The organism is Mesorhizobium sp. M1322, from assembly GCF_040318085.1.
Lineage (GTDB): Bacteria > Pseudomonadota > Alphaproteobacteria > Rhizobiales > Rhizobiaceae > Mesorhizobium.
The window spans coordinates 53,791-78,228 of record NZ_JAMYLP010000021.1 but is presented as its reverse complement, the minus strand read 5'-3'; the positions used below and the strand labels follow the sequence as shown (position 1 = coordinate 78,228).

25 protein-coding genes, 2 pseudogenes and 1 riboswitch are annotated in these 24,438 nt (G+C 63.0%); of the genes and pseudogenes, 13 read left to right on the top strand and 14 right to left on the bottom strand.

Annotation, left to right across the window (positions count from 1 at the left end; genetic code table 11):
* A partial coding sequence (locus NKH12_RS11165) for an IS5 family transposase (protein WP_352953151.1) occupies window positions 1-509 on the top strand: 509 nt, incomplete at its 5' end.
* A 120-nt stretch (window positions 510-629) separates the two neighbouring features.
* Entirely contained in the window at window positions 630-1,610 is a 981-nt protein-coding gene (locus tag NKH12_RS11160) for a quinone oxidoreductase family protein (RefSeq protein WP_352953150.1), read from the top strand.
* 80 nt (window positions 1,611-1,690) lie between these two features.
* On the opposite strand, the gene NKH12_RS11155 is transcribed toward NKH12_RS11160, so the two are convergent.
* Entirely contained in the window at window positions 1,691-2,236 is a 546-nt protein-coding gene (locus NKH12_RS11155; protein ID WP_095493433.1) for a gamma-glutamylcyclotransferase, read from the bottom strand.
* A 120-nt stretch (window positions 2,237-2,356) separates the two neighbouring features.
* On the opposite strand from NKH12_RS11155, the gene NKH12_RS11150 reads away from it, so the two are divergent.
* Window positions 2,357-3,355 carry a DUF2125 domain-containing protein gene (locus NKH12_RS11150; RefSeq protein ID WP_352953149.1) on the top strand — a complete coding sequence of 333 codons (999 nt, stop codon included), beginning with the start codon at window positions 2,357-2,359 and terminating at the stop codon, window positions 3,353-3,355.
* 54 nt (window positions 3,356-3,409) lie between these two features.
* Entirely contained in the window at window positions 3,410-4,336 is a 927-nt protein-coding gene (locus NKH12_RS11145) for a sugar kinase (protein WP_352953148.1), read from the top strand.
* 21 nt (window positions 4,337-4,357) lie between these two features.
* Here NKH12_RS11145 and NKH12_RS11140 read toward each other — a convergent pair whose 3' ends face one another.
* Both NKH12_RS11140 and hisC read right to left on the bottom strand, forming a co-directional pair.
* The gene (locus NKH12_RS11140; RefSeq protein ID WP_352953147.1) at window positions 4,358-5,293 is read right to left on the bottom strand and encodes a prephenate/arogenate dehydrogenase family protein; all 936 of its coding nucleotides are present in this window, start codon (window positions 5,291-5,293) and stop codon (window positions 4,358-4,360) included.
* Window positions 5,294-5,299: 6 nt separating this feature from the next.
* On the bottom strand, window positions 5,300-6,409 hold the full coding sequence (gene hisC / locus NKH12_RS11135) for a histidinol-phosphate transaminase (protein WP_352953146.1): 1,110 nt from the start codon (window positions 6,407-6,409) through the stop codon (window positions 5,300-5,302).
* A 152-nt stretch (window positions 6,410-6,561) separates the two neighbouring features.
* Window positions 6,562-6,639, top strand: a riboswitch (SAM riboswitch).
* Between the two features lie 116 nt (window positions 6,640-6,755).
* Between hisC and metX the strand changes: the two genes are divergently transcribed.
* Window positions 6,756-7,925, top strand: coding sequence for a homoserine O-acetyltransferase MetX (gene metX, locus NKH12_RS11130; RefSeq protein ID WP_352953145.1), 1,170 nt, complete (start codon window positions 6,756-6,758; stop codon window positions 7,923-7,925).
* A gap of 168 nt (window positions 7,926-8,093) precedes the next feature.
* The gene (gene metW, locus NKH12_RS11125) at window positions 8,094-8,708 is read left to right on the top strand and encodes a methionine biosynthesis protein MetW (protein ID WP_352953158.1); all 615 of its coding nucleotides are present in this window, start codon (window positions 8,094-8,096) and stop codon (window positions 8,706-8,708) included.
* 11 nt (window positions 8,709-8,719) lie between these two features.
* Here metW and NKH12_RS11120 read toward each other — a convergent pair whose 3' ends face one another.
* From NKH12_RS11120 to NKH12_RS11110, 3 genes and pseudogenes are all read right to left on the bottom strand, one after another.
* The gene (locus tag NKH12_RS11120; protein WP_352953157.1) at window positions 8,720-9,520 is read right to left on the bottom strand and encodes a DUF1194 domain-containing protein; all 801 of its coding nucleotides are present in this window, start codon (window positions 9,518-9,520) and stop codon (window positions 8,720-8,722) included.
* Window positions 9,521-9,720: 200 nt separating this feature from the next.
* Window positions 9,721-11,545: pseudogene (locus NKH12_RS11115) on the bottom strand (ABC transporter ATP-binding protein/permease).
* A gap of 119 nt (window positions 11,546-11,664) precedes the next feature.
* Window positions 11,665-12,441, bottom strand: a complete 777-nt coding sequence (locus tag NKH12_RS11110; protein WP_352953156.1) for a class I SAM-dependent methyltransferase — start codon at window positions 12,439-12,441, stop codon at window positions 11,665-11,667.
* 348 nt (window positions 12,442-12,789) lie between these two features.
* Here NKH12_RS11110 and gloB point away from each other — a divergent pair, with 348 nt between their 5' ends.
* Complete coding sequence (gloB, locus tag NKH12_RS11105; RefSeq protein WP_352953144.1) at window positions 12,790-13,557, top strand: hydroxyacylglutathione hydrolase; 768 nt, start codon at window positions 12,790-12,792, stop codon at window positions 13,555-13,557.
* Between the two features lie 12 nt (window positions 13,558-13,569).
* Window positions 13,570-13,998 carry a cupin domain-containing protein gene (locus NKH12_RS11100; RefSeq protein ID WP_352953155.1) on the top strand — a complete coding sequence of 143 codons (429 nt, stop codon included), beginning with the start codon at window positions 13,570-13,572 and terminating at the stop codon, window positions 13,996-13,998.
* Window positions 13,999-14,036: 38 nt separating this feature from the next.
* On the opposite strand, the gene NKH12_RS11095 is transcribed toward NKH12_RS11100, so the two are convergent.
* From NKH12_RS11095 to NKH12_RS11085, 3 genes are read right to left on the bottom strand one after another with little or no spacing between them, the layout of a single operon-like run.
* Entirely contained in the window at window positions 14,037-14,708 is a 672-nt protein-coding gene (locus NKH12_RS11095) for a lysoplasmalogenase family protein (protein ID WP_352953143.1), read from the bottom strand.
* Window positions 14,705-15,592: an aromatic amino acid exporter YddG gene (yddG, locus tag NKH12_RS11090; RefSeq protein ID WP_352953142.1), complete on the bottom strand. Its 888-nt coding sequence runs from the start codon at window positions 15,590-15,592 to the stop codon at window positions 14,705-14,707. The genes NKH12_RS11095 and yddG overlap by 4 nt, the downstream gene beginning before the upstream one ends.
* A gap of 28 nt (window positions 15,593-15,620) precedes the next feature.
* Window positions 15,621-16,409 (bottom strand): DUF3108 domain-containing protein, encoded by a 789-nt coding sequence (locus tag NKH12_RS11085; RefSeq protein ID WP_352953141.1) that lies wholly within the window; start codon window positions 16,407-16,409, stop codon window positions 15,621-15,623.
* Here NKH12_RS11085 and NKH12_RS11080 point away from each other — a divergent pair.
* From NKH12_RS11080 to NKH12_RS11065, 4 genes are all read left to right on the top strand, one after another.
* Window positions 16,408-16,653, top strand: a complete 246-nt coding sequence (locus NKH12_RS11080) for a hypothetical protein (RefSeq protein WP_352953140.1) — start codon at window positions 16,408-16,410, stop codon at window positions 16,651-16,653. The two genes, NKH12_RS11085 and NKH12_RS11080, sit on opposite strands and share 2 nt — an antisense overlap.
* Window positions 16,654-16,665: 12 nt before the next feature.
* Window positions 16,666-16,962 carry a 50S ribosomal protein L28 gene (gene rpmB / locus NKH12_RS11075; protein ID WP_006328411.1) on the top strand — a complete coding sequence of 99 codons (297 nt, stop codon included), beginning with the start codon at window positions 16,666-16,668 and terminating at the stop codon, window positions 16,960-16,962.
* A gap of 81 nt (window positions 16,963-17,043) precedes the next feature.
* The gene (locus NKH12_RS11070; protein ID WP_352953139.1) at window positions 17,044-17,724 is read left to right on the top strand and encodes a queuosine precursor transporter; all 681 of its coding nucleotides are present in this window, start codon (window positions 17,044-17,046) and stop codon (window positions 17,722-17,724) included.
* A gap of 62 nt (window positions 17,725-17,786) precedes the next feature.
* Window positions 17,787-18,461, top strand: a complete 675-nt coding sequence (locus NKH12_RS11065; RefSeq protein WP_352953138.1) for a polyamine aminopropyltransferase — start codon at window positions 17,787-17,789, stop codon at window positions 18,459-18,461.
* Between the two features lie 83 nt (window positions 18,462-18,544).
* On the opposite strand, the gene NKH12_RS11060 is transcribed toward NKH12_RS11065, so the two are convergent.
* The 4 genes from NKH12_RS11060 to NKH12_RS11045 form a co-directional block, all read right to left on the bottom strand.
* Window positions 18,545-19,573, bottom strand: a complete 1,029-nt coding sequence (locus NKH12_RS11060) for an esterase-like activity of phytase family protein (protein WP_352953137.1) — start codon at window positions 19,571-19,573, stop codon at window positions 18,545-18,547.
* Window positions 19,570-21,468 carry a cobaltochelatase subunit CobT gene (gene cobT / locus NKH12_RS11055; protein WP_352953136.1) on the bottom strand — a complete coding sequence of 633 codons (1,899 nt, stop codon included), beginning with the start codon at window positions 21,466-21,468 and terminating at the stop codon, window positions 19,570-19,572. Before cobT ends, NKH12_RS11060 begins: the two co-directional genes overlap by 4 nt.
* Before the next feature lie 47 nt (window positions 21,469-21,515).
* On the bottom strand, window positions 21,516-22,502 hold the full coding sequence (gene cobS, locus NKH12_RS11050; protein WP_352953135.1) for a cobaltochelatase subunit CobS: 987 nt from the start codon (window positions 22,500-22,502) through the stop codon (window positions 21,516-21,518).
* A gap of 122 nt (window positions 22,503-22,624) precedes the next feature.
* Window positions 22,625-23,254: a J domain-containing protein gene (locus NKH12_RS11045; protein ID WP_036262308.1), complete on the bottom strand. Its 630-nt coding sequence runs from the start codon at window positions 23,252-23,254 to the stop codon at window positions 22,625-22,627.
* Window positions 23,255-23,445: 191 nt separating this feature from the next.
* On the opposite strand from NKH12_RS11045, the gene NKH12_RS11040 reads away from it, so the two are divergent.
* Window positions 23,446-23,748 carry a BolA family protein gene (locus tag NKH12_RS11040; RefSeq protein ID WP_287329165.1) on the top strand — a complete coding sequence of 101 codons (303 nt, stop codon included), beginning with the start codon at window positions 23,446-23,448 and terminating at the stop codon, window positions 23,746-23,748.
* 147 nt (window positions 23,749-23,895) lie between these two features.
* Here the strand turns inward: NKH12_RS11040 and NKH12_RS11035 are convergent.
* Window positions 23,896-24,399, bottom strand: a pseudogene (locus NKH12_RS11035) (alpha/beta hydrolase); the annotation flags it as partial.
* Between the last annotated feature and the right edge of the window lie 39 nt (window positions 24,400-24,438).

The following is a 24,438-nucleotide window of genomic DNA, read 5'->3' as shown; positions in this document are numbered from 1 at the left end:
AGGGCAGAGAGGCCAGTCCCACTGCAGGCGTCATCGACAGCCAGTCGGTCAAGACCACGGAAAGCGGCGGAATTCGTGGATTTGACGCCGGCAAGAAGGTGATGGGCCGCAAGCGCCATATCGTTGTCGATACACTCGGCCTGCTGGTGGGCCTCGTCATCCATGCCGCCGATATCCAGGACCGGGACGGCGCGCCGGCCGTCCTGAAATCGATCCTCAAACGCTGGCCGTGGCTGCGCCATGTCTTCGCCGATGGCGGCTATGCCGGACCGAAGCTGAAAGGGGCATTGCAGAAGGTCGGCAAGTTCACGCTCGAAATCATCAAGCGCACGGACGCCATCAAGGGCTTCGAGGTGCTACCCCGCAGATGGGTGGTGGAGAGAACATTCGCTTGGCTCGGCAGATGCCGCAGACTGGCCAAGGACTTCGAACGAACCATCGCGTCCGCCGAAGCCTGGGTCTTCATCGCCCACATCCGCCTGCTCACGCGTCGCCTCGCAAGACCTTGAAATTGCACCAGTCGTTTTGATTCAGACACTTAGGTTCCGCGACACCGATGCAAACACCGGTGCCGCAATCTGGTCACGTCCAGGCTGCTTGCCCCAGATTGCCCGTTATTGGAGACCGCCATGAAAGCAATTGTATTCGACGCAATCGGCTCGCCGCGCGACGTGCTCTATCTGCACGACATGCCCATGCCGCGAATTGGCGGCGGCGAGGTGCTGGTCAGGATGGTCTCCGCCTCGGTCAACCCTGGCGACTTCCTGTTTATCCAGAACCTCTATCCCGAACCGAAGAAGCCGCATTTCCCCCGGCAGATCGCCGGAAATCATGGCGCCGGCATTGTCGAGGCCGTGGGCGCGAATGTCGCTTTGAAACCGGGAACGCTTGTCGCATTCAGCCACTACAACAGCTGGGCCGAATATGCGGCCGTTCCGGCCGAATGGCTGATCCCGCTACCCGCCGACTATCCGCTCGAACGCGCCGGGCAGATGGTGAACCCCATCACCGCCTGGGACCTGCTGGCGGATTCCCGTGTGCAGCCTGGACAGTGGCTGGCCGTCACCGCCGGCTATTCATCGGTTTCGACGATGGTGATGCAGTTCGCCCAACGGCGCGGCATCAACGTCATCGCGCTCGTGCGACGCTCTCACGACAGGCTCGACCTGAAGGTGCTTGGCGCCACCGCCATCCTAGATCTGTCGAGTTTGAAGGTCGGTATCAGGGAAGCGGTCATGGAAATGACCGACGGCGCCGGACTGAACGGGATCATCGATAATGTCGGCGGACCCGTCAGTGGCGAATTGATCCGCACCTTGGCGATGGGCGGGCAGATGATCATCAATGGCGGCATGAGCCCTGAGCGATTCGAGCTGCACAATTTCGACGTGCTGCTGAGCGGCGTCGAGATCAGGGCAAACATCTACCGCTACTTCTTTTCGCCGCCTGTCGAAGCCGACCGGCCAGTTTTACGCGAGATTGTCGACATTTTTGGCCAACCCGATTTCCATGTCCCTGTCGGCGGCATCCATCCGCTGGCGGAGTTCAAGCTCGCCGTGACGAACAGCCTGGATCGCGCCGATCTCGGAAAGCAGATTTTCAGGATGTAGCCCGAACCATGATACCGAAGGTCAGCGAAGCAAAAATGGGAACCGGTTCGGAAAAGATCACCGTCAAACAACGAAAGAGATCACGACCCGATCCGTTTCGCTACCTCCTCCAGCCAGTGGTCGCGGATCCCTAGCGCTTCGAGGTGCTCCAGCGTGCTGAGCACGTAGTCCTCGTTCTTTCCCGACTGGCCGACGGCACCGCGAACGACGGTCGCCGCATCGGCAGCATCGAGCGCGCCGGCATATTGCTCGTGGGCACGATCGACGACATAGGCGACCGCCGAGACCGTCTCGCCCCCATCCGTCTCGCCGTTCGTAGCGTCATTGTCGAGGCGAATGCTAAGCATGCGCTCGCGATAGACATTGGTGACCAACTCGCGCTCGCGCAAATAGGTGATGACCTCGTTGCGTAGATCGCCGGGGACGCGGAAAGCCAGCCCGATGCAGGAGCCGCCACGGTCGAGGCCGAGCACCAGGCCCGGCCGTTCGCGCGTGCCGCGATGCACGAAGGAGTAGACGCACAGCGAGCGGCGGTAGCCATGGAGGCGGGCGCGCCGCGTCTCGACATGCGCAAATCCCGGCCGCCAGATCAGCGAACCGTAGCCAAAAACCCAAAAATCGCCCATATCGCCAAGCTTGGTTGCAGCACCGCACTGGAATCGGTGTTTTTTCAATCCGTCTCCGTCTACCTGATGTTGCCGGAAACGACAGTCCCCTCCGCAATACGCGCTAGCGAGAGCCGTAGCATGACGTCAAGTGACGAACGTCCGCCGAATTTTCTCCGCCGGCTGTTCTGGCTTGCCGCTTTCATCGTCGTGCTGTTCGGCCTCTACAGCGCCGGCTGGTTCTACCTGGCAGACAAGGTCAAGAGCGAAGCCGACCAAGCGGTGGCCGAGCTCAATGGCGAGGGCATCGAGGCGGACTGCGTCAATCTCACGGTCAGCGGCTATCCGCTGAGCTTTGCCGTTTCCTGCGACAGCCTGGCTTATCAGGACGACACAAGGAACGTCGCCGCCTCGCTCGGCAGCCTCAACGCAGTTACGCACATCACCCATATCCTGTCGCCTAGCGCCGACCTGCGGGGGCCGCTCAGGGCCTCCGCGCCGGGGATGGCGCCGTTGTGGATCGACTGGAATAATCTGCGAGCGACCGTCAAACTGTCCTGGCCCCTGCCCCGGCGCGTTTCACTGGAGGCCGAGGGCCTGTCTGCCCAGACCGATCCGGCGGATGGCACTGACCCGGTCGAGCTGTTCAGCGCCGGGACAGCGGCCGGACAGTTGCGTCCGAACGGCCAGGACATCGGCTATGCCGGGAGTTTTACCGATCTCGAAATCGATCCAGGGGCGATCGATGGCCGCGTGCTGCCGCCTCTCGACGGCAGCGGCGACGTGACGCTGAAGAACGGCGTGGCGCTGATCAAGACGCAGCCAAGGAGCCTGCGCGGCCAGGCAGTCGATATCGGCAAGCTCGACCTGTCGTCGGGGAGCGCGCGAATCACCGTTTCCGGACCGGTTTCGGTCGATGCCGACGGGCTGATCGACGCCGACCTGATGATCAAGCTCAGCGACCCGAAAGCCGTGGCGGCAATCCTCGGCAAGGCCATTCCCGAGCAAAAGAGCCAGATCAAAACAGGCTTTGCCGGGCTGGCGCTGCTTGGCAACGAACCGTCGATGCCGCTCAAGATCGTCAAAGGCAAGGCCTCGCTCGGTTTTATCCCGCTGGGCAGGATCAAGCCGGTCGATTAGACCATGATTGCGAACCTCCAGTTCGGAAAAGATCATGATGAAACAGGAAGATAGATGAACAGCCCGATGAAGCTCCTGAGTGTTGGCGCGCTGACGCTCGATACGATCCTTCGCGTCGACACGCTTCCGGCACGTCAGGGCAAGTTCATCGCGTCCGACGGCGTCCAGATCGCCTCGGGCATGGCTTCGAGCGCGGCCTGCGCCGCACGCCGCCTCGGCGCGGACGTATCGCTGTGGGCGAGCGCGGGCGACGACCTCGTCGGCAATCAGCTGGTCGCCGGGATCGAGGCCGAGGGCGCCGATTGCAGCTTTGTCCGGCGCATCATCGGCGCGCGGTCGGCACTGTCGGCCATCTTGGTCGACACGCATGGCGAGCGCATCATCGTTCCTTTCTATGACAAGCTCGCCCAGGCCGACCCCGAGGCGCTCCCCACACAGGACCTCGCCGCATTCGACGCCGTCCTGGTCGATGTGCGCTGGCCAGGCGCGGCAGCTTTGGCTTTGACGGCGGCGCGCGCAATCGGCCGTCCGGCCATACTGGACGCCGACACCGCGCCACGAAACGTGCTGGAACGGCTGTTTCCGCTCGCCTCGCACATCGTCGCGTCAGAGCCGGCGGCGTTCATCCTCTGCGGCGAGGAGCAAGGTCCGCAAGAGGCCTGTGAAGCGCTGGCCAGACGCACCGATGCATTCGTCGCGGTGACGGGCGGCGCGGCGGGAAGCTGGTGGTTCGACCGCTCGGCGGGTTCCGTGCGCCATGTCGCGGCGCCAAGGATCAAGGCAGTGGATACGCTTGCCGCCGGCGACGTGTTTCACGGCGCCTTTGCCGTTGGACTGGCGGAAGCCATGCCGATCGAATGGACATTGCGCTTTGCCAGCGCCGCCGCAGCGCTCAAATGCCAGCGCTTCGGCGGCAGGCTGGGCGCGCCGGACAGGGCCGAGACGCTGGCGATGATGGCGGCTCACTGGCCGGCGGACTGACGGCCGGGCGGTCGAGACAGGCTACTGCTTGGCTGGGTGCTCGACGGCCTGCCGGCCAAAGTCCGGTACATCGATGTCCTGGCCGGCCTCGATGATCGAGCGGCGGACGGCGCGGGTGCGGGTGAACAGGTCGAACAGTTTTTCGCCGTCGCCCCAGCGGATCGCCCGCTGCAGCGAGGCCAGATCTTCCGAGAACCGCGCCAGCATTTCGAGGATGGCGTCCTTGTTGTGCAGGCAAACGTCGCGCCACATGGTCGGGTCGGAGGCGGCCAGACGGGTGAAGTCGCGAAAGCCGGAGGCCGAATATTTGATCACCTCGGACTTGGTCACCGACTCCAGGTCGTCGGCGGTGCCGACGATATTATAGGCGATGATGTGCGGCAGATGCGAGACGATGGCCAATGTCATGTCGTGATGCTGGGGATCCATCGTGTCAATGTTGGAGCCGCAGCGGCGCCAGAATTCCGAGAGCTTTTCCAATGCGGCCGGATCAGTGCCGGGCAGCGGCGTGAAGATGCACCAGCGGTTTTCGAACAGTTCGGCAAAGCCGGCGTCCGGACCCGATTTTTCAGTGCCGGCCAGTGGATGGCCGGGAATGAAATGCACGCCGGCAGGCACATATGGCTGCATCTGCGCAATGACCGACGCCTTGGTCGAGCCGACATCGGTGAGGATCGCGCCCTGCTTCAGCGCCGGTGCGATTTCCTCGGCGACCTCGCCCGAAGAGCCGACCGGCACCGAAACGATAACCAGGTCGGCATCGCGGACCGCCTCTTTCGCATCCATCGCGTAGGAGGAGCCGAGGTCGAGTTCCCTCGCCCGCGCCAGCGTCGTTTCGCTGCGCGTCGAGATGGCGATGTGGCGGGCAAGGCCTTCGCGATGGATTACGCGGGCCAGCGACGAGCCGATCAGGCCGATGCCGACCAGCGCGATCTTTTCGAACATCGGTGATGTCATGGTTTTCTAGCTTTTCAGAAATGTCGCGAGGGCGGCGACAACGCCGCGATTGGCCTCTTCGGTGCCGATGCTCATGCGCAGTGCATTGGGGAAGCCGTAGCCGGAAACGCGCCGCAATATATAGCCGCGCGCGGAGAGGTAATCGTCCGCAGCCGCCGCCGAGTGCTTTTTGTCCTCGGGAAAGTGGATGAGGACGAAATTGCCGACGCTCGGCGTCACCCGCAGTCCGAGCTTGGTCAATTCCTCGCTCACCCATCGCAGCCAGGTCTCATTATGCGCCACGCTGCGCTCGATATGGGCGCGGTCGCGGATCGCGGCAATGCCGGCCTCGATCGCGGTCGCGTTGACGTTGAAGGGACCCCGCACGCGGTTGATCGCATCGATGATATGCATCGGTGCGTACATCCAGCCGACCCGCGCGCCGCCGAGGCCGAGCTTGGAGAAGGTGCGGGTCATGACCACGTTTTCCACACCGGCCACCAGTTCGACGCCGGCTTCATAATCGTTGCGGCGGACATATTCGGCATAGGCTGCATCTAGTACCAGAAGCACATTTCGAGGCAGGCCGGCATGCAGGCGGCGCACGTCCTGGAACGGCAAATAGGTGCCGGTCGGGTTGTTGGGATTGGCGAGGAAGATGATCCTGGTACGCGGCGTCACCGCGGCGAGGATCGCATCGACGTCGGCGCGCTCATTGGTTTCCTTGACCGACACCGGGACAGCACCTGCCGACTGGATGTAGATCTTGTAGACCATGAAGCCGTGTTCGGTGATAACAGCTTCATCGCCGGGCGCGAGATAGGTCTGCGCAAGCAGGCCCAGAATCTCGTCGGAACCGTTGGAACAAATAATGTTGGCTGGGTTTAGGCCATGCACCTCGGCGATCGCTTCCCGCAGGCGCCTGGCAGTGCCGTCGGGATATATGTCGAGTTTGGCCGCAACGTCGCGCGCGGCTTCTATCGCCTTCGGCGAGGGGCCGAGCGGGTTCTCGTTCGACGACAGTTTGTGGACCTTGGCAACGCCGGCCGGCGCCGTGCTTTTGCCCGGCACATAGGCTTCGATGTCCATGATCCCCGCGCGGGGCGTTGGACGTGCCTGATCCGATGCCTGGTTCATATTGCAAAAATCCGTCGAAAACGCTTCCTCCCGGGAAGCCGCAGCGGAAATACAAGCCGTGGCCTGGAATGTCGAGAGGCGGCAATCATGGGTGAGCGACTGCCGTGAGCGACTGGCCGTTGACGCCGAGGCGCGCCGGTTCTAGAAGGATGGCGAAATCCCGTGGTGATTTGGCCGGTCGGCTTGCAGCCACGTTAAACAACTCGCTAAAGGGCCGTTTGCATCCTGTAACCGGCTTTGCGAAGGCAATGCCGGTTTTTTTGTCCGTAGCCGGCCGGACAATCGCATCGACCGAAACTCGGAATCGACTTTCGGAAAGCGCGATGGGTTAATGTAAGAGGATGCGATGGTCGCGCTGCGCACTAAAAGAACCAACAACGAGGCCGACGAGCCGTCGAGCCCGGTGTTGCGTTTCGGTGCCGACAAGCCGCTCAAGCTCGATGCCGGCACGCTGCTGTCACCGTTCCAGATCGCCTACAAGACTTACGGCATGCTCAACGACGCCCGCTCCAACGCCATCCTCGTCTGCCATGCACTGACCGGCGACCAGCATGTCGCCAGCACCAATCCAGTGACCGGCAAGCCGGGCTGGTGGGAAGTGCTGATCGGCCCCGGCAAGATCATCGACACCAGCCGCTTCTTCGTCATATGCTCAAACGTCATCGGCGGCTGCCTCGGCTCGACCGGCCCCGCCTCGACCAATCCAGCCACCGGCAAGCCCTACGGGCTCGACCTGCCGATCATCACCATCCGCGACATGGTGCGGGCGCAGTTGATGCTGGTCGATCATTTCGGCATCGAAAAACTGTTCTCCGTGCTCGGCGGCTCGATGGGCGGCATGCAGGTGCTGCAATGGGCGTCGAGCTATCCGGAGCGCGTTTTCTCAGCGCTGCCGATCGCCACCGGCGCGCGCCATTCCTCGCAGAACATCGCCTTCCATGAGGTCGGCCGGCAAGCGGTCATGGCCGATCCGGACTGGCATGGCGGCAAATATTTCGAGCAGGGCAAGCGCCCGGAAAAGGGACTGGCTGTGGCGCGCATGGCCGCTCACATCACTTATCTGTCGGAGGCGGCCCTGCACCGGAAGTTTGGCCGCAACTTGCAGGACCGTGAAGCGCTCACCTTCGGTTTCGACGCCGACTTCCAGATTGAGAGCTATCTGCGCCATCAGGGCATGACCTTCGTCGACCGCTTCGACGCCAACTCCTATCTCTACATGACCCGGGCGATGGACTATTTCGACCTCGCCGCCGATCATGGCGGCCGGCTGGCCGACGCCTTTGCCGGAACCAGGACCCGTTTCTGCCTGGTCTCCTTCACCAGTGACTGGCTGTTCCCGACCGAGGAGAGCCGCTCGGTCGTTCACGCGCTGAACGCCGCCGGCGCCTCGGTGTCCTTCGTCGAGATCGAGACCGATCGCGGCCACGACGCCTTCCTGCTCGACGAGCCGGAGCTGTTTGCCGCCATCAACGGCTTCATCGCCTCGGCGGCTCGCGCCAGGGGGCTCAGCGCATGATCCCTGAAGATTGCAGGCTTTCCGAACCGCATCTTGCGCCAGGCATCAGCGCATGACCCCGAAAAGTTGCAGACATTTCGGACCGGGATCATGTGCCAGGCAGCGCATGACCCCGAAAAGTTGCAGACTTTTCGGATCGGGATCATGCGCCAGACAAAAGGCACGATCATGAGCGTCAACCACGCCCAGCGCGTGGACCTCGAAGTCGTCGCCGATCTCATCCCGGCCCAGTCGCGGGTGCTGGACGTCGGCTCCGGTGATGGCCTGCTGCTCGAATTGCTGCAGGCGACGAAGCAGGTCGACGGCCGCGGGATGGAACTGTCGCAGCGCGGCGTCAACGAATGCGTGGCGCGCGGCCTGTCCGTCATCCAGGGCGACGCCGACAAGGACCTCAAATTCTATCCGGACAAGGGTTTTGATTTCGTCGTCCTGTCGCAGACCTTGCAGGCGACCCGCAACCCGAAGCTGGTGCTCGACGAATTGCTCAGGATCGGCAAGCATGCCATCGTTTCCTTCCCCAATTTCGGACACTGGCGGGTGCGCCTTTCACTGTTCCTCGAAGGGCGGATGCCGGTGACCAAGGACCTGCCCTATTCCTGGTACGACACGCCCAACATCCATTTCTGCACCATTCGCGACTTCGTCAATCTCTGCGAAGAGCTCGGCGCAACGGTGGAAAAGGCAACCGCGCTCGACGCCAATGGCCAGAAAATCGGCCTCTCGATGCCATGGTGGTTCTGGAATTTCTTTGGCCAGCAAGCGGTGTTCCTGCTGAAGCGATAACGGCCGTCGCTCTAGCGATTAAGTTCCGGAAAATAAGGATCGGAGAAAAACCGCCGATCGCGCTCGCCTTGCAAACAGTCGACCGGTGCTGCCGCATCGACCCGGATCGATCCGGGATTGGCGCCGGGACCGGCAACACCGCTGACCTCCAGGACCAGCTTGCGGCGTATGGCGGTCACGAATTCAGAAGCGGCATAGACCGGCAGCACGAAGGAGCCTGGCCCGCCGGTAACGCACTCGGCATAGTATTGGTCGAGATGGCTGAAGCTGGGCGACGGGCTGATCAGGATCGGCAGGCCGTTGATGACGGTGCCCTTTGCCACCGCGGCGTCGCGTGTCGTGGTGACGGGCGTCCCGGTATTGTTGGGGCCATCGCCTGAAATGTCGATGACGCTGCGCGTCGCGTCGAAAGCGGCTCCATCCAAAAGCTTGGCGCCGAAGGCGAGCGCACCGGAAATCGAGGTGCCGCGAAAGCTCCTGAACGGGCGCGCCTCGATCTTGTCGGCGAAAGCGTTGGCGCTCTCAGCATTGTCGATGACCTGCCATGCAATGACCGCATCGTCGCGGACGGTGCCTGCCCATTCGAAATAGGCCAGCGCGATGCGGCCGGTCACACCCGAACGCACCGCATTGATGAAGTCAGGGTGGCGCAGCGCCTCGACATAGCCGGCGCGCTGCAGGGCGAATTCCTTTTCGTCTATGGAGTGCGAAATGTCGACCGCCAGCACCAGTTCGACGTCCACTGCAATGGTATCGGCGGGCGTGGCCAGTGGCGCTGCCTGGGCGCAGGCGAGGCAGGCAAGCAGGCTAATGCATGTCGCCCAAAAGTGCGCAGCGGTTTTGGGGTAACGACATGGAAAGAAACAAAGGCTTAAAGCGTGTCGCATGAATCTCTTCAACGGGACGCGCTTTAAGCGCGTCAAGCATGGTTCCAACGCCGCAGGCTTGCGAACTATACCGGCGATCTTTCGCCGCGATCACGGCGAAATAAAGCTTGGCGGCGCATAGTCGGCTACGTCTCTTGGTAGGCTGCGGCGACGGCCGGGGGTGGTTCGATCGCGCCGGCCCTGACACGGACTGGCTTGAGAGCCGGTCGCTCGACGTCTTTCACGATCGCCAATGAGCGTGGAAAGAATTCAATGTTCTGCTGGCCACGGCCGATATTGGGATCGCGGCGCTGGCGAGACGCGCCTCCAGCATCGACAGCACCCGCCTCAGCGTTGCGCCGTCGAACGTGTCCAAAGCCTCGTCGATGATCACCCATTTCGGCTGCCGCAAGACCAGTCGGGCAAAGGCAAGCAGGCGCTGCTCGTCATCGCTCAATTCACGCTCCCAGCGCGCCGAGCGGTCGAGCGAGGACGACAGACGCCCAAGACCGACCTCGGCAAGCACCGCCGAGATCTCGGCGTCGCTGACCGCGGCATCGGCGCGGTCGAGTACCTCGCGCAGCGTGCCGAGCGGGAAATAGGGCTTGCGGGGAACGAAGGCGGACACCTCTCCGGCCGGCATGCCGATCCGCCCGCTTCCCCACGGCCACAGACCGGCAATGGCGCGAAAGAACAGCGTCTTGCCGGCGCGCGGATCTCCGGTGATCATGACGCGCTCGCCGGCGCGGATTTCGACATGGGGTTCGGCGAGCTTCGTACATCCGTCCCGCGACGCAACCTCGAGATTCTCGAATGTCAGCCTGCCATTCGGATTTTCGCCGATCATGATGCGTTCTTCGGTGTCGTGCAGCACATCCGTTTCACCGAGCGCGATGCGGAAATCGGCGACGCGCATCAGCGTGGCGCGCCAATCGGCGATGCCGCCGATATTGTTGATGAACCAGCGCAACGAGGCATGCACCTGGTTGAAGGCGCCAACAGCCATCATCAGCCCGCCGAAGCTGATATCGCCGGCGAAATAGACCGGCGAGGCGACGAGGATCGGCGCGACGACGGTGATCCAGCCATAGGTGTCCGTCACCCAGGAAAGATTGATCTGGGCGCTGTAGATGCGCCGCATCGCGCCCAGCACCGTGCCGAGGTCGAGCTCGAGCCGTCGTCTGGCGTCGGCCTCGCCATGCGCAAGCGCGATGGCGTCGACATTCTCGTTGACGCGGACCACCGAGGAGCGCAGCTCCGCCTCACGCGTATAGCGGTCGCTGTTGAAGCGGATGAGCGGCCGTCCGACCAGCCAGCTCAGCCAGGAGGCGGTGCCGGCATAGAGGATCGCGGCCCACACCATGTAGCCCGGAATGGCCAGCGAATAGCCGCCGATATGGAAGACGAAGCCCGAAGACAGCGACCATAAGACGCCGACGAACGAAACAAGCAGAATGAACGACTGCAACAGCCCTATGCCGAGACCGGTGGAAAGGTCGGAGAGATGTCCGGCATCCTGCTGCAGGCGCTGGTCAGGGTTGACGCCGATGGCGCCGGCGTTGGCGAGCCGGAAGGCGCGCGCCGGCCGCATCCATTCACCGATCAGATCGAGGGTCAACGCCTCACGCAGCTTCAGCCGGATCATCTGGTCGAGCCAGGTCTGGCCGACATTGAGCACCAAAAGCCCGCCGGCGATGGCGGCAAAGACCAGAAGCTGGTGCAGGAAACCCTGCATGTCGCGCCGAGCCAGCGCGTCATAGAAGGGCTCGTTCCAGCGATTGAGCAGAACCTGCCCGATCGAGGTTGCCACAATGACGGCGACTATGCCGACGCAGGCCCAGAGCAGGTGTTTGCGGATCGGCGAGGTCCCCAGCGCCGCTTGATCGTCGCCAATTGGTCGCGCAAGCTGCTGGCCTCGATCGACGCGGCAGCCGGCTTGGCGCTCCCTTCCACATCCGGATAATCAGCCATTGGTGAAGTCCTTGAATTCGGAAGCGGTGCTGAAACCGATGAACAAGTCGACTCAACCGGGTACCAAACCCGCTCTCGACAGATAGGTGAGAAAAAGCGCGATTCCGATCACGAACATGTCATCGACGGATCGGCGATGTCGCCTTCCCGGTCGGCGATATCCGGCCGAGCCTTGTGGCGCCGTGCGGCGAGAATACCGGCACGAAGACGCGGCGAGAGGCGCGCTGGACAACTGGCACGCCCTGATAGAGCCGCTTCTGCGCCTCGACCACGATGACGCCGGAAAAGATCGGCCAGAACCTGCGGCCGGCGCGCTCCAGCACATTGTGGAACTGCATCATGAAGCGTCGCCGCGACGGCGGGAAGAACAGGGCATCGGACCAGGCCGCGGGCGTGAAATTCGCTTCGCGCAGCAACTCGGTGAGCTGGCCGCGCGAGAAAGGCCGGCCGCTGCCAAAAGGCGTATGCTCGAAACGGGCCCAGACACCGCGCCGGTTGGGCACGACGATGACGACGCGGCCGGCAGGCGACAGCACCCGCCAGATTTCGTTCAGCGTCTCGCGAGGGTTCTCGGCATGTTCGAGCGAATGGACGAGCAGCATGCGATCGATGGAGGCATCGACCAGCGGCAATTCCTCGTCAAAGACCAGTGCGGTCGCGGTCGGCCCCGTAGCCGGCCAGACCACCGCGCCTTGCGTCGCCGGCATGAAGGCAAAGACACGCTCCGCGTCGGTGCCGAATCGCTCCAGCCACGGCAAGGTGTAACCGAGGCCGACCAGCCGCTCATTGGGCACGACAGCCCAAATCGAGGACAACGCCATGGTGATCGAGCGTTCGGCCAAGCGCCCGAGCGTGGTCGAATAGAAGGAGCGAATGTCGACGATATCGGAATGCATGCGCGGGACGGTATCTTCGATGCTGTCCAAGTTCAACAAAGCGCCAAGTTCTACAAAGGCGCCAAGTTCTACAAAGGCGGATGACATCCGTGGGCAAGCGCCCTATGTCTGCGGCGACTGCTGCATCGATTTCGATTTCGGAAAGCACGATGCAGCAGATAAAAAGTGTTAGAGCGTCCTTTGTGCGTCCAACTGGACGTACGGCGCTCTAGAGCAATTCCAAGAAAAGTGTGAAACGGTTTTCCCGGGAAAAGCGCGTAGCACTTCCCTAGGGAATTGCGCAAAACAAAGAGATAGAGCGGTTCGGCGCTTCCGTGAAACGATGAACCGCTCCAGTGGAGAGACGCCATGCCGGTTGAAATCGAACAGTTCATGTGCCGCAGTGACAATTTCGGCGTGCTGGTGCATGACCCGAAAAGCGGCCAGACCGCAATCATCGACGCGCCCGAGGAGGCGCCGATCCTGGCCGCGATCGAGCGTACCGGCTGGACGCCGACGATGATCCTGACCACCCATCACCATGTCGACCATGTCGAGGCCAATCTGGCGCTGAAAGAGCGCTTCAAGCTGCGCATCGTCGGACCGGAGGCGGAAAAGGCCAAAATCCCCGGCATCGACGAAACCGTCGAGCAAGGTTCGGTCATCCACCTCGGCGACGAGAGGATCGACGTGATCGCCACGCCCGGCCACACGGCGGGCCATGTTTCCTATCATCTGCCGGCATCGAGAGTGGCGTTCACCGCCGACACGCTGTTCGCGCTCGGCTGCGGCCGGCTGTTCGAATGCAAGCCGCCGGTGATGTATGATTCGCTGAAAAAGCTCGCGGCACTTCCGGCCGAGACGGTCGTTTATTGCGGCCATGAATACACGCTTTCCAACGCCCGCTTCGCGCTGACCGCCGACCCGACCAATTCGGCGTTAAAGGAGCGCGCTGCGAAAATCGAGGCGCTGCGCGCCGACGGCAAGCCGACGCTGCCGACCACGATCGGCGAAGAACTGTCGACCAATCCGTTCCTGCGCTGGCACGACCCGGCAATCCGCAAGCATCTCGGCATGGAGAACGCCTCCGACGCCGAAGTGTTCGCCGAGATCCGCAAGCGCAAGGACGATTTCTGAGCACCATTGATGGTGACCACTTCCGCCGAAATCATCGCAACGCTCGGCCTGAAACCGCATCCGGAAGGCGGCTGGTATGCCGAAACCTTTCGCGATGGCGCGGAAGGCGCGCGCGGCCATTCGACCGCGATCTATTTCCTTTTGGAGCAGGAGCAAGTGTCGGCCTGGCACCGTGTCAAGGACGCGGCCGAGGTCTGGCACTTCTATGCCGGCGCCCCGCTGGCGCTGTCGATACATCGGGAAAACGGGCCGGTGTTCGAGCAGGTGCTCGGCACGGCATTAGCGGCGGGCGAGCGGCCGCAGATCGTCGTGCCGGCAGGCTGGTGGCAGTCGGCACGCAGCCTGGGCGAGTGGACACTGGTCGGCTGCACCGTGGCTCCGGGCTTCGACTTCGCCGCCTTTGAACTGGCCGAATCGGGCTGGCAGCCGGGAACGACTTAGTTGAGATTCGGGTCAGGCATCCACTAATATCGACCGGCTTAACCCAGCAGAAAACCCATCGTGATCGCCAGCTGGGCGGCGTAATACAGCATCCAGACCGCGTGGCGCATCCAGACGCGGTGCGGCGAGATGGCGGTCAGCAGGAACTTTTCCGAGGCGAGCAGCCCGTCGGACGCCATGAACAGCACGGCGCCGCCGACAACCCAGATATTGCTCAGCGTCAGGGCTGAAATTCCCATGGCGAGGATTGCCGCGATATAGACGCTGACCGGAAGGCGCAAGGCGGGGCCGACACGGCGCCAGAGCGCAAAAAACATGGCGAGCGCGAACACGGCCATTGCCAGGGCAATCGCCGCGCGCCACGGCTCGGCCGAGAGTAGCCCGATCCCACCGCCGGAGCGTAGGAACAGCGCGATGTAAAGCCCATGCGCGACGAGAAAACTGGCCAGCCCGCCGAGAAAAGCCCTTTCACCGTCGCGCGACAGCAACGCATCGCCGATGGCGCTGAGCGCCAGCGCCGCGACGAGCAGCCACGGACCGCCCTGTAGCGATGCCAGCACGGCAAGCATTGCCACGGCCAGCGTCTTGACCGCAGAACGCGCAAGCTTCGGCGGCATGCCGATGGTGAAGGCGTAGATCACCGCCGCCGCCAGCGAAAACAGCAGCGTCGCATTGGCGTTGGCGTCGATGCCGCCGGGAAACGGCATCATGCCTCGGCCTCGCTCGTTGCCCTCTTGCGCAAGAACAGCGATTTCGCCGCAAGCGCTGCCCCGCCGGTGATCAGCACGCAGGCGGCGAGGATGCGCAGGGACGGCTCGGCGAAACCGGCCGATATCAGCACCAGCGTCGACAGCAGTGGGGCGGCATAGCTCGCCGCGCCCAGCACCTGGATATTGCCGCGCTTGACCCCGATATCCCAGGCGTAGAAGGCCGCGCCCACCGGCATCAGGCCGAGGCCGAGCACGGCCAGCCACTGGCCGGCGCCGACAGGCAGCACCGTCTCTTCCAGCATGAGATGGCAGATAAGGGAAAGCGCTGCCGTGGCCGCACAGAACCAGGTGACAATGCTGGTCGGCACCGACGGGAAGCGCCGCGACAACAGCGAATAGCAGGACCATAGCACGGCGCAAACGCCGGCCATCGCATAGCCGAAGGCATAATTTGCGTCAAAGGCAATCCCGCCGCCCTTGGTGACGATCAGGACAGTGCCGGCAAGGCCGAGCAGCGCGCCGACGACATGGTTCCAGGCCAGCCGCTCGCCCGGCATCAGCGCCGATCCGAGCACGATCAGCAGCGGCCAGAGATAGGCGATGAGGCTCGCCTCGACCGCCGGCGCGTTGCGCAGCGCGGTGAAGTAGAAAAAGTGATAACCGAACAGGCCGGCAATACCGATCACCCACACTTGCGGCGGTATCTTCTCGCTGCTGGCGGCGGCCGGCATGAACAGCCGCGCGACGAGCCCGACGCCGGTGCCGATCGTGAAGGTGATCGCCGAAAGCAGGAATGGCGGCACCGCACCGGAAGCGTCCGTAAGCAGCGCCAGCAGCGCCCACATGGCGATCGCCGAGAAGCCGATCAATGTTGCGCGCCCCATGTCCGTCTCCGGCGGCGCGCCATCGCGCCTATTCTGTTGCTTCGAACCGCTCCGCGCTGACGGTGAGAGTGCCGATTTTCGTGCTGACCGTGGCGTGGATCGGCGCATATACGCCGGTTTGGCCGACCGGTGCAAACGTCACCATGATGCGGCTGCGATCCTTCAGGTACTTCAAGGCTTTGCGGTTCTTGCGGTAACCCGCCACCGGCTCAAAGCCAAGCCTGCAGGTGACGGTCTCGCCCTTGTAGCCGCGCACGGAGGTCGAGCCTTTCGAATCGTAGGTCAGCGTCAGATTTGCGCGCATCTCGCCGTCATAGAGTTTCACCGTGCGTCCGCAGACCTTGTCGAGGCTATCGGCATGGATGACGGTGGCGGCCATCGGATCAAGCACCGACGCGAGATGGCTGGCGCCCAGCGGTATCCAATTCTTGGGATTGCGCTTCTTTGGCGCAGGCACGACCCTGGTCGCGATAACAGTGCCATTGGCGAACTGGATATCGATCATCGACGCCTTCTCGCCTGACTTGTAGTCGGCGCGGAACGCTTGCGGCTGCAATCGCTTGCCCGAAATCTTGCCCTTCGACGAGACCCTGCCCCGCGTGTCGTCGAAGATTGTGGCGAGGCCGGCGCTGGAGACGCTGCCCTCGATCGAATAGGCATCGCCGTCGTAATTGCTGGAAAAGCTTGCCTTCGCCACCGAGAAGCCGTGGACCGAAACCGTATACTCGCCCTTGAAGGATTGTGGCGTGGCGGCAGACGTTGCCATCGGCAGCGCAACGGCAAGCGAGGCAAGGAGAGCATGAGACGAACGAAGCATGGCGGGATCGATCCTCGATTTTTCAGCGGAAGCGGACAACTCCGGCCTGGCATCTCCTTGTGCGACCGCTTATAGGCTGAATTCCGGCCTTTATGTGAAAGGCGTCGTCACACCCGCGCGCAAGCCGGAGCTTGACGCATCGGCGAAATGCAACTATGGAACGCCAACTTTTTCCATAAGGCCGCCTGACCGAAACCGCGCGCCACCCGGCGCGGGTCGAATGTTTGGCCAGACCGAGAACTGAAGGTTTAGAACCATGTCCCGCACCTGCGAACTCACTGCCAAGGCAGTCATGTCCGGCAACAATGTGAGCCACGCCAACAACAAGACCAAGCGTCGCTTCCTGCCCAATCTCGTCAATGTGACGCTGATCTCGGAAGCGCTGAACCAGAATGTGCGCCTGCGCATCTCGGCCAACGCGCTGCGTTCGGTCGAGCATCGCGGCGGCCTTGATGCGTTCCTGGCCAAGGCCGACGCCAAGGAGCTGTCGCAGCGCGCGCGCCTGCTGAAGAAGCAGATCGCCAAGAAGCTTGCCGAACAGCCGGCCGCTTAATTTTTTCAGGCAACCGCCTTCCAAGGAGTGTCGTCCGAACTCGGCATGACACCCGCTGGTTCCATTACCCAGGATAAAAAAATGAATTTTTTCTCCCGATCTCTGCCCTTTGTTGCGTCCATGGCGTTTGTCGTGGTGGCGTCGAACATCCTTGTGCAGTTCCCGCTGCAAGGTGCGATCGGCGGCCTTTCGCTGGCCGACATTCTGACCTGGGGCGCCTTCACCTATCCCTTCTCCTTCCTGGTCACAGACCTTGCCAACCGCCGCTACGGCCCAGCCGTGGCGCGCCGGATCGTGGTTGTCGGCTTCACGGCGGCGGTGATCTGCTCGGTCGTCATCCCGCCCTTGCTGTTCCGCTACGGTCTGATCGAGTTCGAAACGGCCGCCGATCGGCTGGTCCGCATTGCGGCGGCTTCCGGCACCGCGTTCCTGATCGCGCAACTGCTCGACGTGACCGTGTTCAACCGGCTGCGCCGGCAGAGCTGGTGGCGGGCGCCGATCGTCGGCACGCTGGTCGGCTCGGTGTTCGACACTGCCGTATTCTTCACCGTCGCCTTTTCGGCGGCCTTCGCCTTCGCTGGCCCGAACGATGGCTTTGCGCTCGAAACCGCGCCGCTGATGGGCGTGCTGCCGGTCGAGACCATGCGCTGGGTGTCATGGGCGCTCGGCGACCTCGGCGTGAAGCTGATCATCGCCGTGGTGGCGCTGATCCCCTACCGGCTGCTTGCCGCCCGCTGGAGCCAGCCTGCACTGGCGGCATAGAGCATGATCCCTGAAAGTGGGAACCGGTTTTCGGAAAAGATCATGCTCATGGGGTCTCGAGCATGATCCCATGGGTCCAGATCGATACCGCGAAAACGCCCGACGGCGACCACGAACTCCGCCTGAAACAACGCGGCGCCGAATTCTCGATCATGCTCGGCTCGAACGAGCTGATGAACAGCCGCCTCAGCGGCTCCGAGGAAGCGCTGGCGAGATTATCCTGCCAAAGGATTGCCGGCCGCCGGCAGCCGAAAATCCTGATCGGCGGGCTGGGCATGGGTTTCACGCTGCGCGCCGCGCTTGCCGAGCTTGGCGCCGATGCCGGTTTCGTTGTCGCCGAGTTGGTGCCAGCCGTCGTGGCGTGGGCGCGCGGCCCGATGGCGGCGGTGTTCGGCGGCTGTCTCGACGATCCGCGCGTGACTATTCGCGAGGCGGATGTCGGGCAGATCATACGATCTGAAGCCTCGGCCTGGGATGCCATCCTGCTCGATGTCGACAATGGGCCGGAAGGGATCGTCCACAAGGCCAATGACGCTCTTTACAGTATAGCCGGGCTGATCAGCACGAGAGCAGCGCTCAAGCCCGGCGGCGTGCTGGCGGTCTGGTCGCAGGGACCCGACAGCGGTTTTACCCGCAGGCTCAAGCAGGCGGGCTTCGCGGTCGAGGAAGTTAGGGTCCGCGCCAATGGCAAGCGCGGCGCCCGCCACGTCATCTGGATCGCGACCAACGAGCAATAGGTCGAATTCTCTTTGCGAAGCTGCGAAATATCGAAGAGCGCGAGACGGCAGCTCGCCATCAGCCAATCGCCGGCCGCACGGTCTCAATCTTCGTGCAGGACAAACTCCAGATAGAGATTGCGCTGTAGCATCGAGTGGTTGTCGTCGGAGATCAGCGACACCATCAGTGCGCCGTCGCCGCGGGTCCAGACGTCGAGCCCTTCCATATTGTCGATCTGGTAGGCCATGTCGGCTTCCATTAGCACCGGCCCGTCGGCAACGGCGCCGTTCTCGACGCTTTCGCCATAGATGCGCCGCAGCCGCATCTTGACGCCGCCGGCCATCGAAAAGCTGCGCTCCAAAAGCAAGAGGTCGCCGTCCGGCAGGAAGGCGCCGTCGGTGATGTCGAAATTGCCGTTACGCTTGACGGTGAAGACGCCCTTGTGCGGCCCTTCGATAACAGCCGCATAGATGTTGCCTGATGTGTCGAGGCTCTTCTCCGACACCACGACCAGCCCGCCTTGGTGCTGGCCGTTAGGATGGGCGTGGGTGATGGTCTCGAAGCCGCGATTCCGGCGAAGCTCCCAGGCTGGAATCAGGAAATCCAATTGCTTGAACGGCGGTTCCATATCGTGCGGGTCGATCTTGAACTGGGAAACACGGTGGGTGCGCTCGAAGCCCACCGTGGCAATGCCGTCCTTGACCGCAAGGCCTTCGGCGTCAACCTCCCATTTCTCGTCGATCAGCTGGCCCGGCTCGTCCATCTGCTGCATACGGAAATTCCGCATGCCCGATGGGCGCTTGTCGGCATCATGGGTAACCGTGCCGAAGAACCAGAAACCGGTATCGGCGACGCCGATGAAATCACTGCCGGGCTTGAGGAAGCGAAACGCCGACAGCGCGCCGAAATCGCGTGTCGGCGAGGTCATTTCCAGCCCGCCGACGAATTCGAGCGGGCCGAACCGCTTTTCGTCACGGCCGATGTGAAACCGGTCTATCAGCCGTGCCGAGATTTCGATCGGCTCGACCGAAACGGTGCCAGCGGCGATGCAAGGCGACAGGGCGATGCCGGCAACGAACAGCGCTGTGGCGGCGAAAAGCGTCTGCCGAAAGCCGCCGCCCGAAAAAATCATCCGGCGCGCCGCATGCCGCCGCGTCGCGTGTCCCGCGTACTTTCCTCGCCAAACAGCGAGGCCAGTTGCTCGGTCATGGCGCCGGCCAGTTCCTCGGCATCGACGATGGTGACGGCGCGGCGATAGTAGCGGGTAACGTCGTGGCCGATGCCGATGGCCAAAAGCTCGACCGGCGAGCGCGTCTCGATCAGTTCGATCACCGCGCGCAGATGCCGTTCGAGATAGTTGCCCGGATTGACTGACAGCGTCGAATCGTCGACCGGCGCGCCGTCCGAGATCATCATCAGGATCTTGCGCTGCTCCGGCCTGGCGATCAGGCGGTTGTGCGCCCATAGCAGCGCCTCGCCGTCGATGTTTTCCTTAAGCAGGCCCTCGCGCATCATCAGGCCGAGATTGCGCCGCGCCCGCCGCCACGGATGGTCGGCGGATTTGTAGATGATGTGGCGCAGATCGTTGAGCCGGCCGGGATTCGGCGGCTTGCCTTCCTTCAGCCATTTCTCGCGTGCCTGCCCGCCCTTCCAGGCGCGGGTGGTGAAGCCGAGGATCTCGACCGAGACGCCGCAGCGTTCCAGCGTGCGCGCCAGAATGTCGGCGCAGGTGGCGGCGACCGTGATCGGCCGGCCGCGCATCGAGCCCGAATTATCGAGCACCAGCGTCACCACCGTGTCGCGGAATTTGGTGTCACGCTCCTGCTTGAAGGACAGCGGCTGCATCGGATCGATGACGACGCGCACCAGCCGCGCCGGATCGAGATAACCCTCTTCGAGATCGAAATCCCAGGACCGGTTCTGCTGCGCCATCAGGCGCCGCTGCAGCCGGTTGGCCAGCCGGCCGACAACGCCGGACAGGTTGGCAAGCTGCTTGTCGAGGAAAGCGCGCAGCCGATCTAATTCCTCTTCCTCGCACAGGTCCTCCGCACCCACCGTCTCGTCGAAGGCGGTGGCGAAGACCTTGTAGTCGATCTCCTTCGACAGATTGGTGAAGGGATTGTCGTTGCGGCGCGCCTCGCCGGGCGTCTCGGCATCGACGTCGTCATCGTCGGCCAGGTCGTCGGCGGTGGCATCGGATGCCTCCGTCTCGGCCGACTGCTCGTCGTCGGACGACGCTTCGGTGTCGTCGGACTGCGACTGCTCAGAGCCGGAATCGTCCTCGCCGCCCTCCTCGCTCTGCTCCTCGCCTTGCGGCTGGTTGTCGTCATTGTCCTCCGAGTCTTCCGTCTCCTGGTCGTCGCCGAGTTCCTCGGCCATTTCCATGGAAGCCAGCATCTCGCGCACGACACGGGCGAAGGCCTGCTGGTCGTCGAGCTTTGCCGACAGTCCGTCGAGATCGGCACTTGCCTTCTCCTCGACCCACGGGCGCCAGAGATCGACCAGCCGCTCGCCGCTCTTCGGCACGGCGCGGCCGGTCAGCTTTTCGCGCACCATCAGGGCCAGCGCTTCCTCGATCGGCGCATCCGCCTTATCCCTGACGTCGATGAGGTTGGCCCTGGCGTATTTGTCCTCGAGCATCGAGCCGATATTGTCGGCGACGCCTTGCATGGCGCGGGAGCCGATCGCCTCGACGCGGGCCTGCTCGACCGCATCGTAGATGGCGCGGGCCTGTTTGCCGTCCGGCGCCAGCCTGGTGTGGATGCGCGTGTCGTGGCAGGCGCGCTTCAACGCCATGGAATCGCCGAGACCGCGGGTGATGGCGATGTCGGCCTTCGAGGCTTTTTTCGGCAGTTCAGGGAGCCGGGCGCGGCTGCCGGCGAGCGCTGGCCGATCCTTGGCGAAACCGACTTCGAGGTCCTTGTCGCCGGCAATCGCGCGCATGCAGACGGTGACGGCGCGCTTGAAGCTGTCGGCTTCAGAACCCGTCTTCGACTTGTTGCGCGTGTTGTCGCCCGGACCCGCCATCGATCATTCCTTGGAGCATGACCCCGAAAATCAGAATCGAGCCATGCTTAGCCCAGCACCACATTGGCGGCCGATTCGGGCAAATCCTGGCCGAAGGCGCGCTGGTAGAACTCGGCCACGAGCGAACGTTCCAGCTCGTCGCACTTGTTGAGGAAGGTCAGCCTGAACGCCATGCCGATATCGCCGAAGATCTCGGCATTCTCGGCCCAGGTGATGACTGTGCGCGGGCTCATCACAGTCGACAGGTCGCCATTGATGAAGGCCGAACGCGTCATGTCGGCGACGCGCACCATCTTGTTGACGATCTCCTTGCCTTTGACGTCGCGATAGTGCTTGGCCTTGGCCAGCACGATGTTCACCTCATTGTCGTGCGGCAGATAGTTCAGCGTGGTGACAATCGACCAGCGGTCCATCTGCGCCTGGTTGATCTGCTGGGTGCCGTGATAGAGGCCGGTAGTGTCGCCGAGGCCGACGGTGTTGGCGGTCGAAAACAGCCGGAACGCCGGATGCGGGCGGATGACCCGGCTCTGGTCGAGCAGCGTCAGCCGGCCGGACGACTCCAGCACGCGCTGGATGACGAACATCACGTCCGGGCGGCCGGCATCGTACTCGTCGAAGCACAGCGCGACATTGTGCTGGTAGGCCCAGGGCAGGATGCCGTCGCGGAATTCGGTGATCTGCAGCCCTTCCTTGACGACGATGGCGTCCTTGCCGACGAGGTCGATGCGGCTGACATGACTGTCGAGATTGACGCGCACCATAGGCCAGTTGAGGCGGGCGGCGACCTGCTCGATATGCGTCGACTTGCCGGTGCCGTGATAGCCCGACACCATGACGCGGCGGTTGTAGGCAAAGCCGGCGAGGATCGCCATCGTCGTGTTCTTGTCGAACAGATAGTCGGGATCGATGTCGGGCACATGCTCGCTCGTCACCGAATAGGCCGGCACCACCATCTTGGACTCGAAGCCGAATTTCTCCTTCACCGACACGGTGCTGTCGGGCAGGTTGGCGATGTCGCGATCGACCTTGTTCATCTTTATCAACGTCTCCACGGGCGAACGCCGCGTTTCGCCGGCAATCGATTTTGTTCGGGGGCGGTCTTAGAGCCTTTTCCAACCTTATGAAAGTTGGAAAACGACACGAACCGAATGGTCGCTCAGCACAATCCTGCCTGCTTGAGCACGCGATAGGCCTGGAGCACATCGCGGAACCGGTCTTCCGAACCTCTGTCGCCGCCATTCGCATCCGGATGGTGGCGTTTCACCAGTTCCTTATAACGCGCCTTGATATCCTTGCCAGTCGCCTTTGTATCAAGGCCAAGCGTTTCCAGCGCCTTGGCCTCAAGCGGCTTGGCCTTGCGCTCACGCGCTTCGCGCGGATCCTTCGGGCCTTTGAACAGGTCGAACGGATCGCGCATCCGGTTGTAGTAGCCGGCGCGGCCGGAACGCTGCTGGGCGAAATCGGGCGAGGAGCGCGTCGAGGCGCCGTTGACGCCCATCTTCCAGGTTGGCCGGTGGCCGGTCATCGCTTCCTTCTGGAAGCGGGCGATCTCGGTATCGGGCACACCGGAGAAATAGTTGAAGCCCTTATTGTACTCGCGCACATGATCGAAGCAGAACTGGAAATATTCGCCCTCCTTCATGCGCCCGACCGGCGCGCGATGGGTGCCGGCCTCCTTGCAACCGTCCCATTGGCAGATCGGCGAGCGCGACTTCAGCTCCGCATCCTTCTCCGGGCGGATGCGAATTTTTTCGAAATATTTGGGGTACGGTTTCATCTCACCCATTTATGGGCTGTTCGCTGGTGCGAAACAAGAATTGACATTTTCGCAATGATCGCCCTAACCGCTGAATCGCGGCATAAAGCGGGCGATCGGCGAATTTTGTCGCGGCAACGGCACCGCGCGTCCTTCCGGACGCGCAAAGGGCGCCGATTTTCGGGGGCCATGCGCCCGATATGTGGTGAAGGGAAGTACGAATGTCCATACAGTCAACGATGGAAGGCAAGTTGAAGAAGGCGTTCTCGCCGGAGCGGCTGGTCATCATCAACGAAAGCCATCTGCATGCCGGCCATCACCATCAGGACTCCGATCATCACGGCACTTATGACGGCACCGGCGAGACGCATTTCCGCGTCCGCATCGTCTCTTCAGCCTTTGCCGGCATGAGCCGCATCGAGCGCCATCGCGCGGTCAACGCGTTGCTGGCCAACGAGCTGAAGGCTGGTGTCCACGCGCTGGCGATCGAGCCGGCCGCGCCGGACGAAAAGACCAGGTGGTAGGCCCCAGCCGAGCGCTGTCTTCAGGAAAATCATCACTGCACGGGTCAAGGCGTCGCCTTCGTCGCCGAAGTCGCGGTTGATCGACATGTGCGAATAAGCGCTGCCGTCGAACATTGTCACCTCCGTTCCGGTCGCCCGCAGGCGCTCGGCGAAGGCCCGTGAGGCCGCCGCACGACCCGATGCACGCGAATAGGCGATGAAGGTCGGCGGATGTTTGCGGCTCCCGACATGGGTGGCCGGCGACAGCGCGCGCCACTGCGCCGGGTCGGGAAAGGCCCGGGCATAAGCCGGTGTCATGCCGCCGCTCCTCGCAAGCGCCTCCAGATCATAGGCCCTGGTATCGTTCAGAACCAGCGCCGCGACGCCGGGCAGACCGCCGCGCAGCCCGGTTAGTGCGGCGAGATGGCTGCCGGCCGAATGGCCCATCACCGCTATCCGGTTCGGATCGCCGCCGTATCTGGCGATGTTGGCGCGCACGTAACGATATGCCTGCTCGACATCGTCGGCCTGGGTGGCGACATCAGCCTTAGGCAGCATCCGGTAGTCGATCGAGACGAAGCAGAAACCATTGTCGAGCAGGAAGCCCGGCTTGACGTCGACGTTGGTGCGATTGCCGGCCCGCCAGGCACCGCCATGGATGAAAAAGACCACAGGGAGGCAGCTTGCGCCATCGCGCAAGTAGATGTCGAG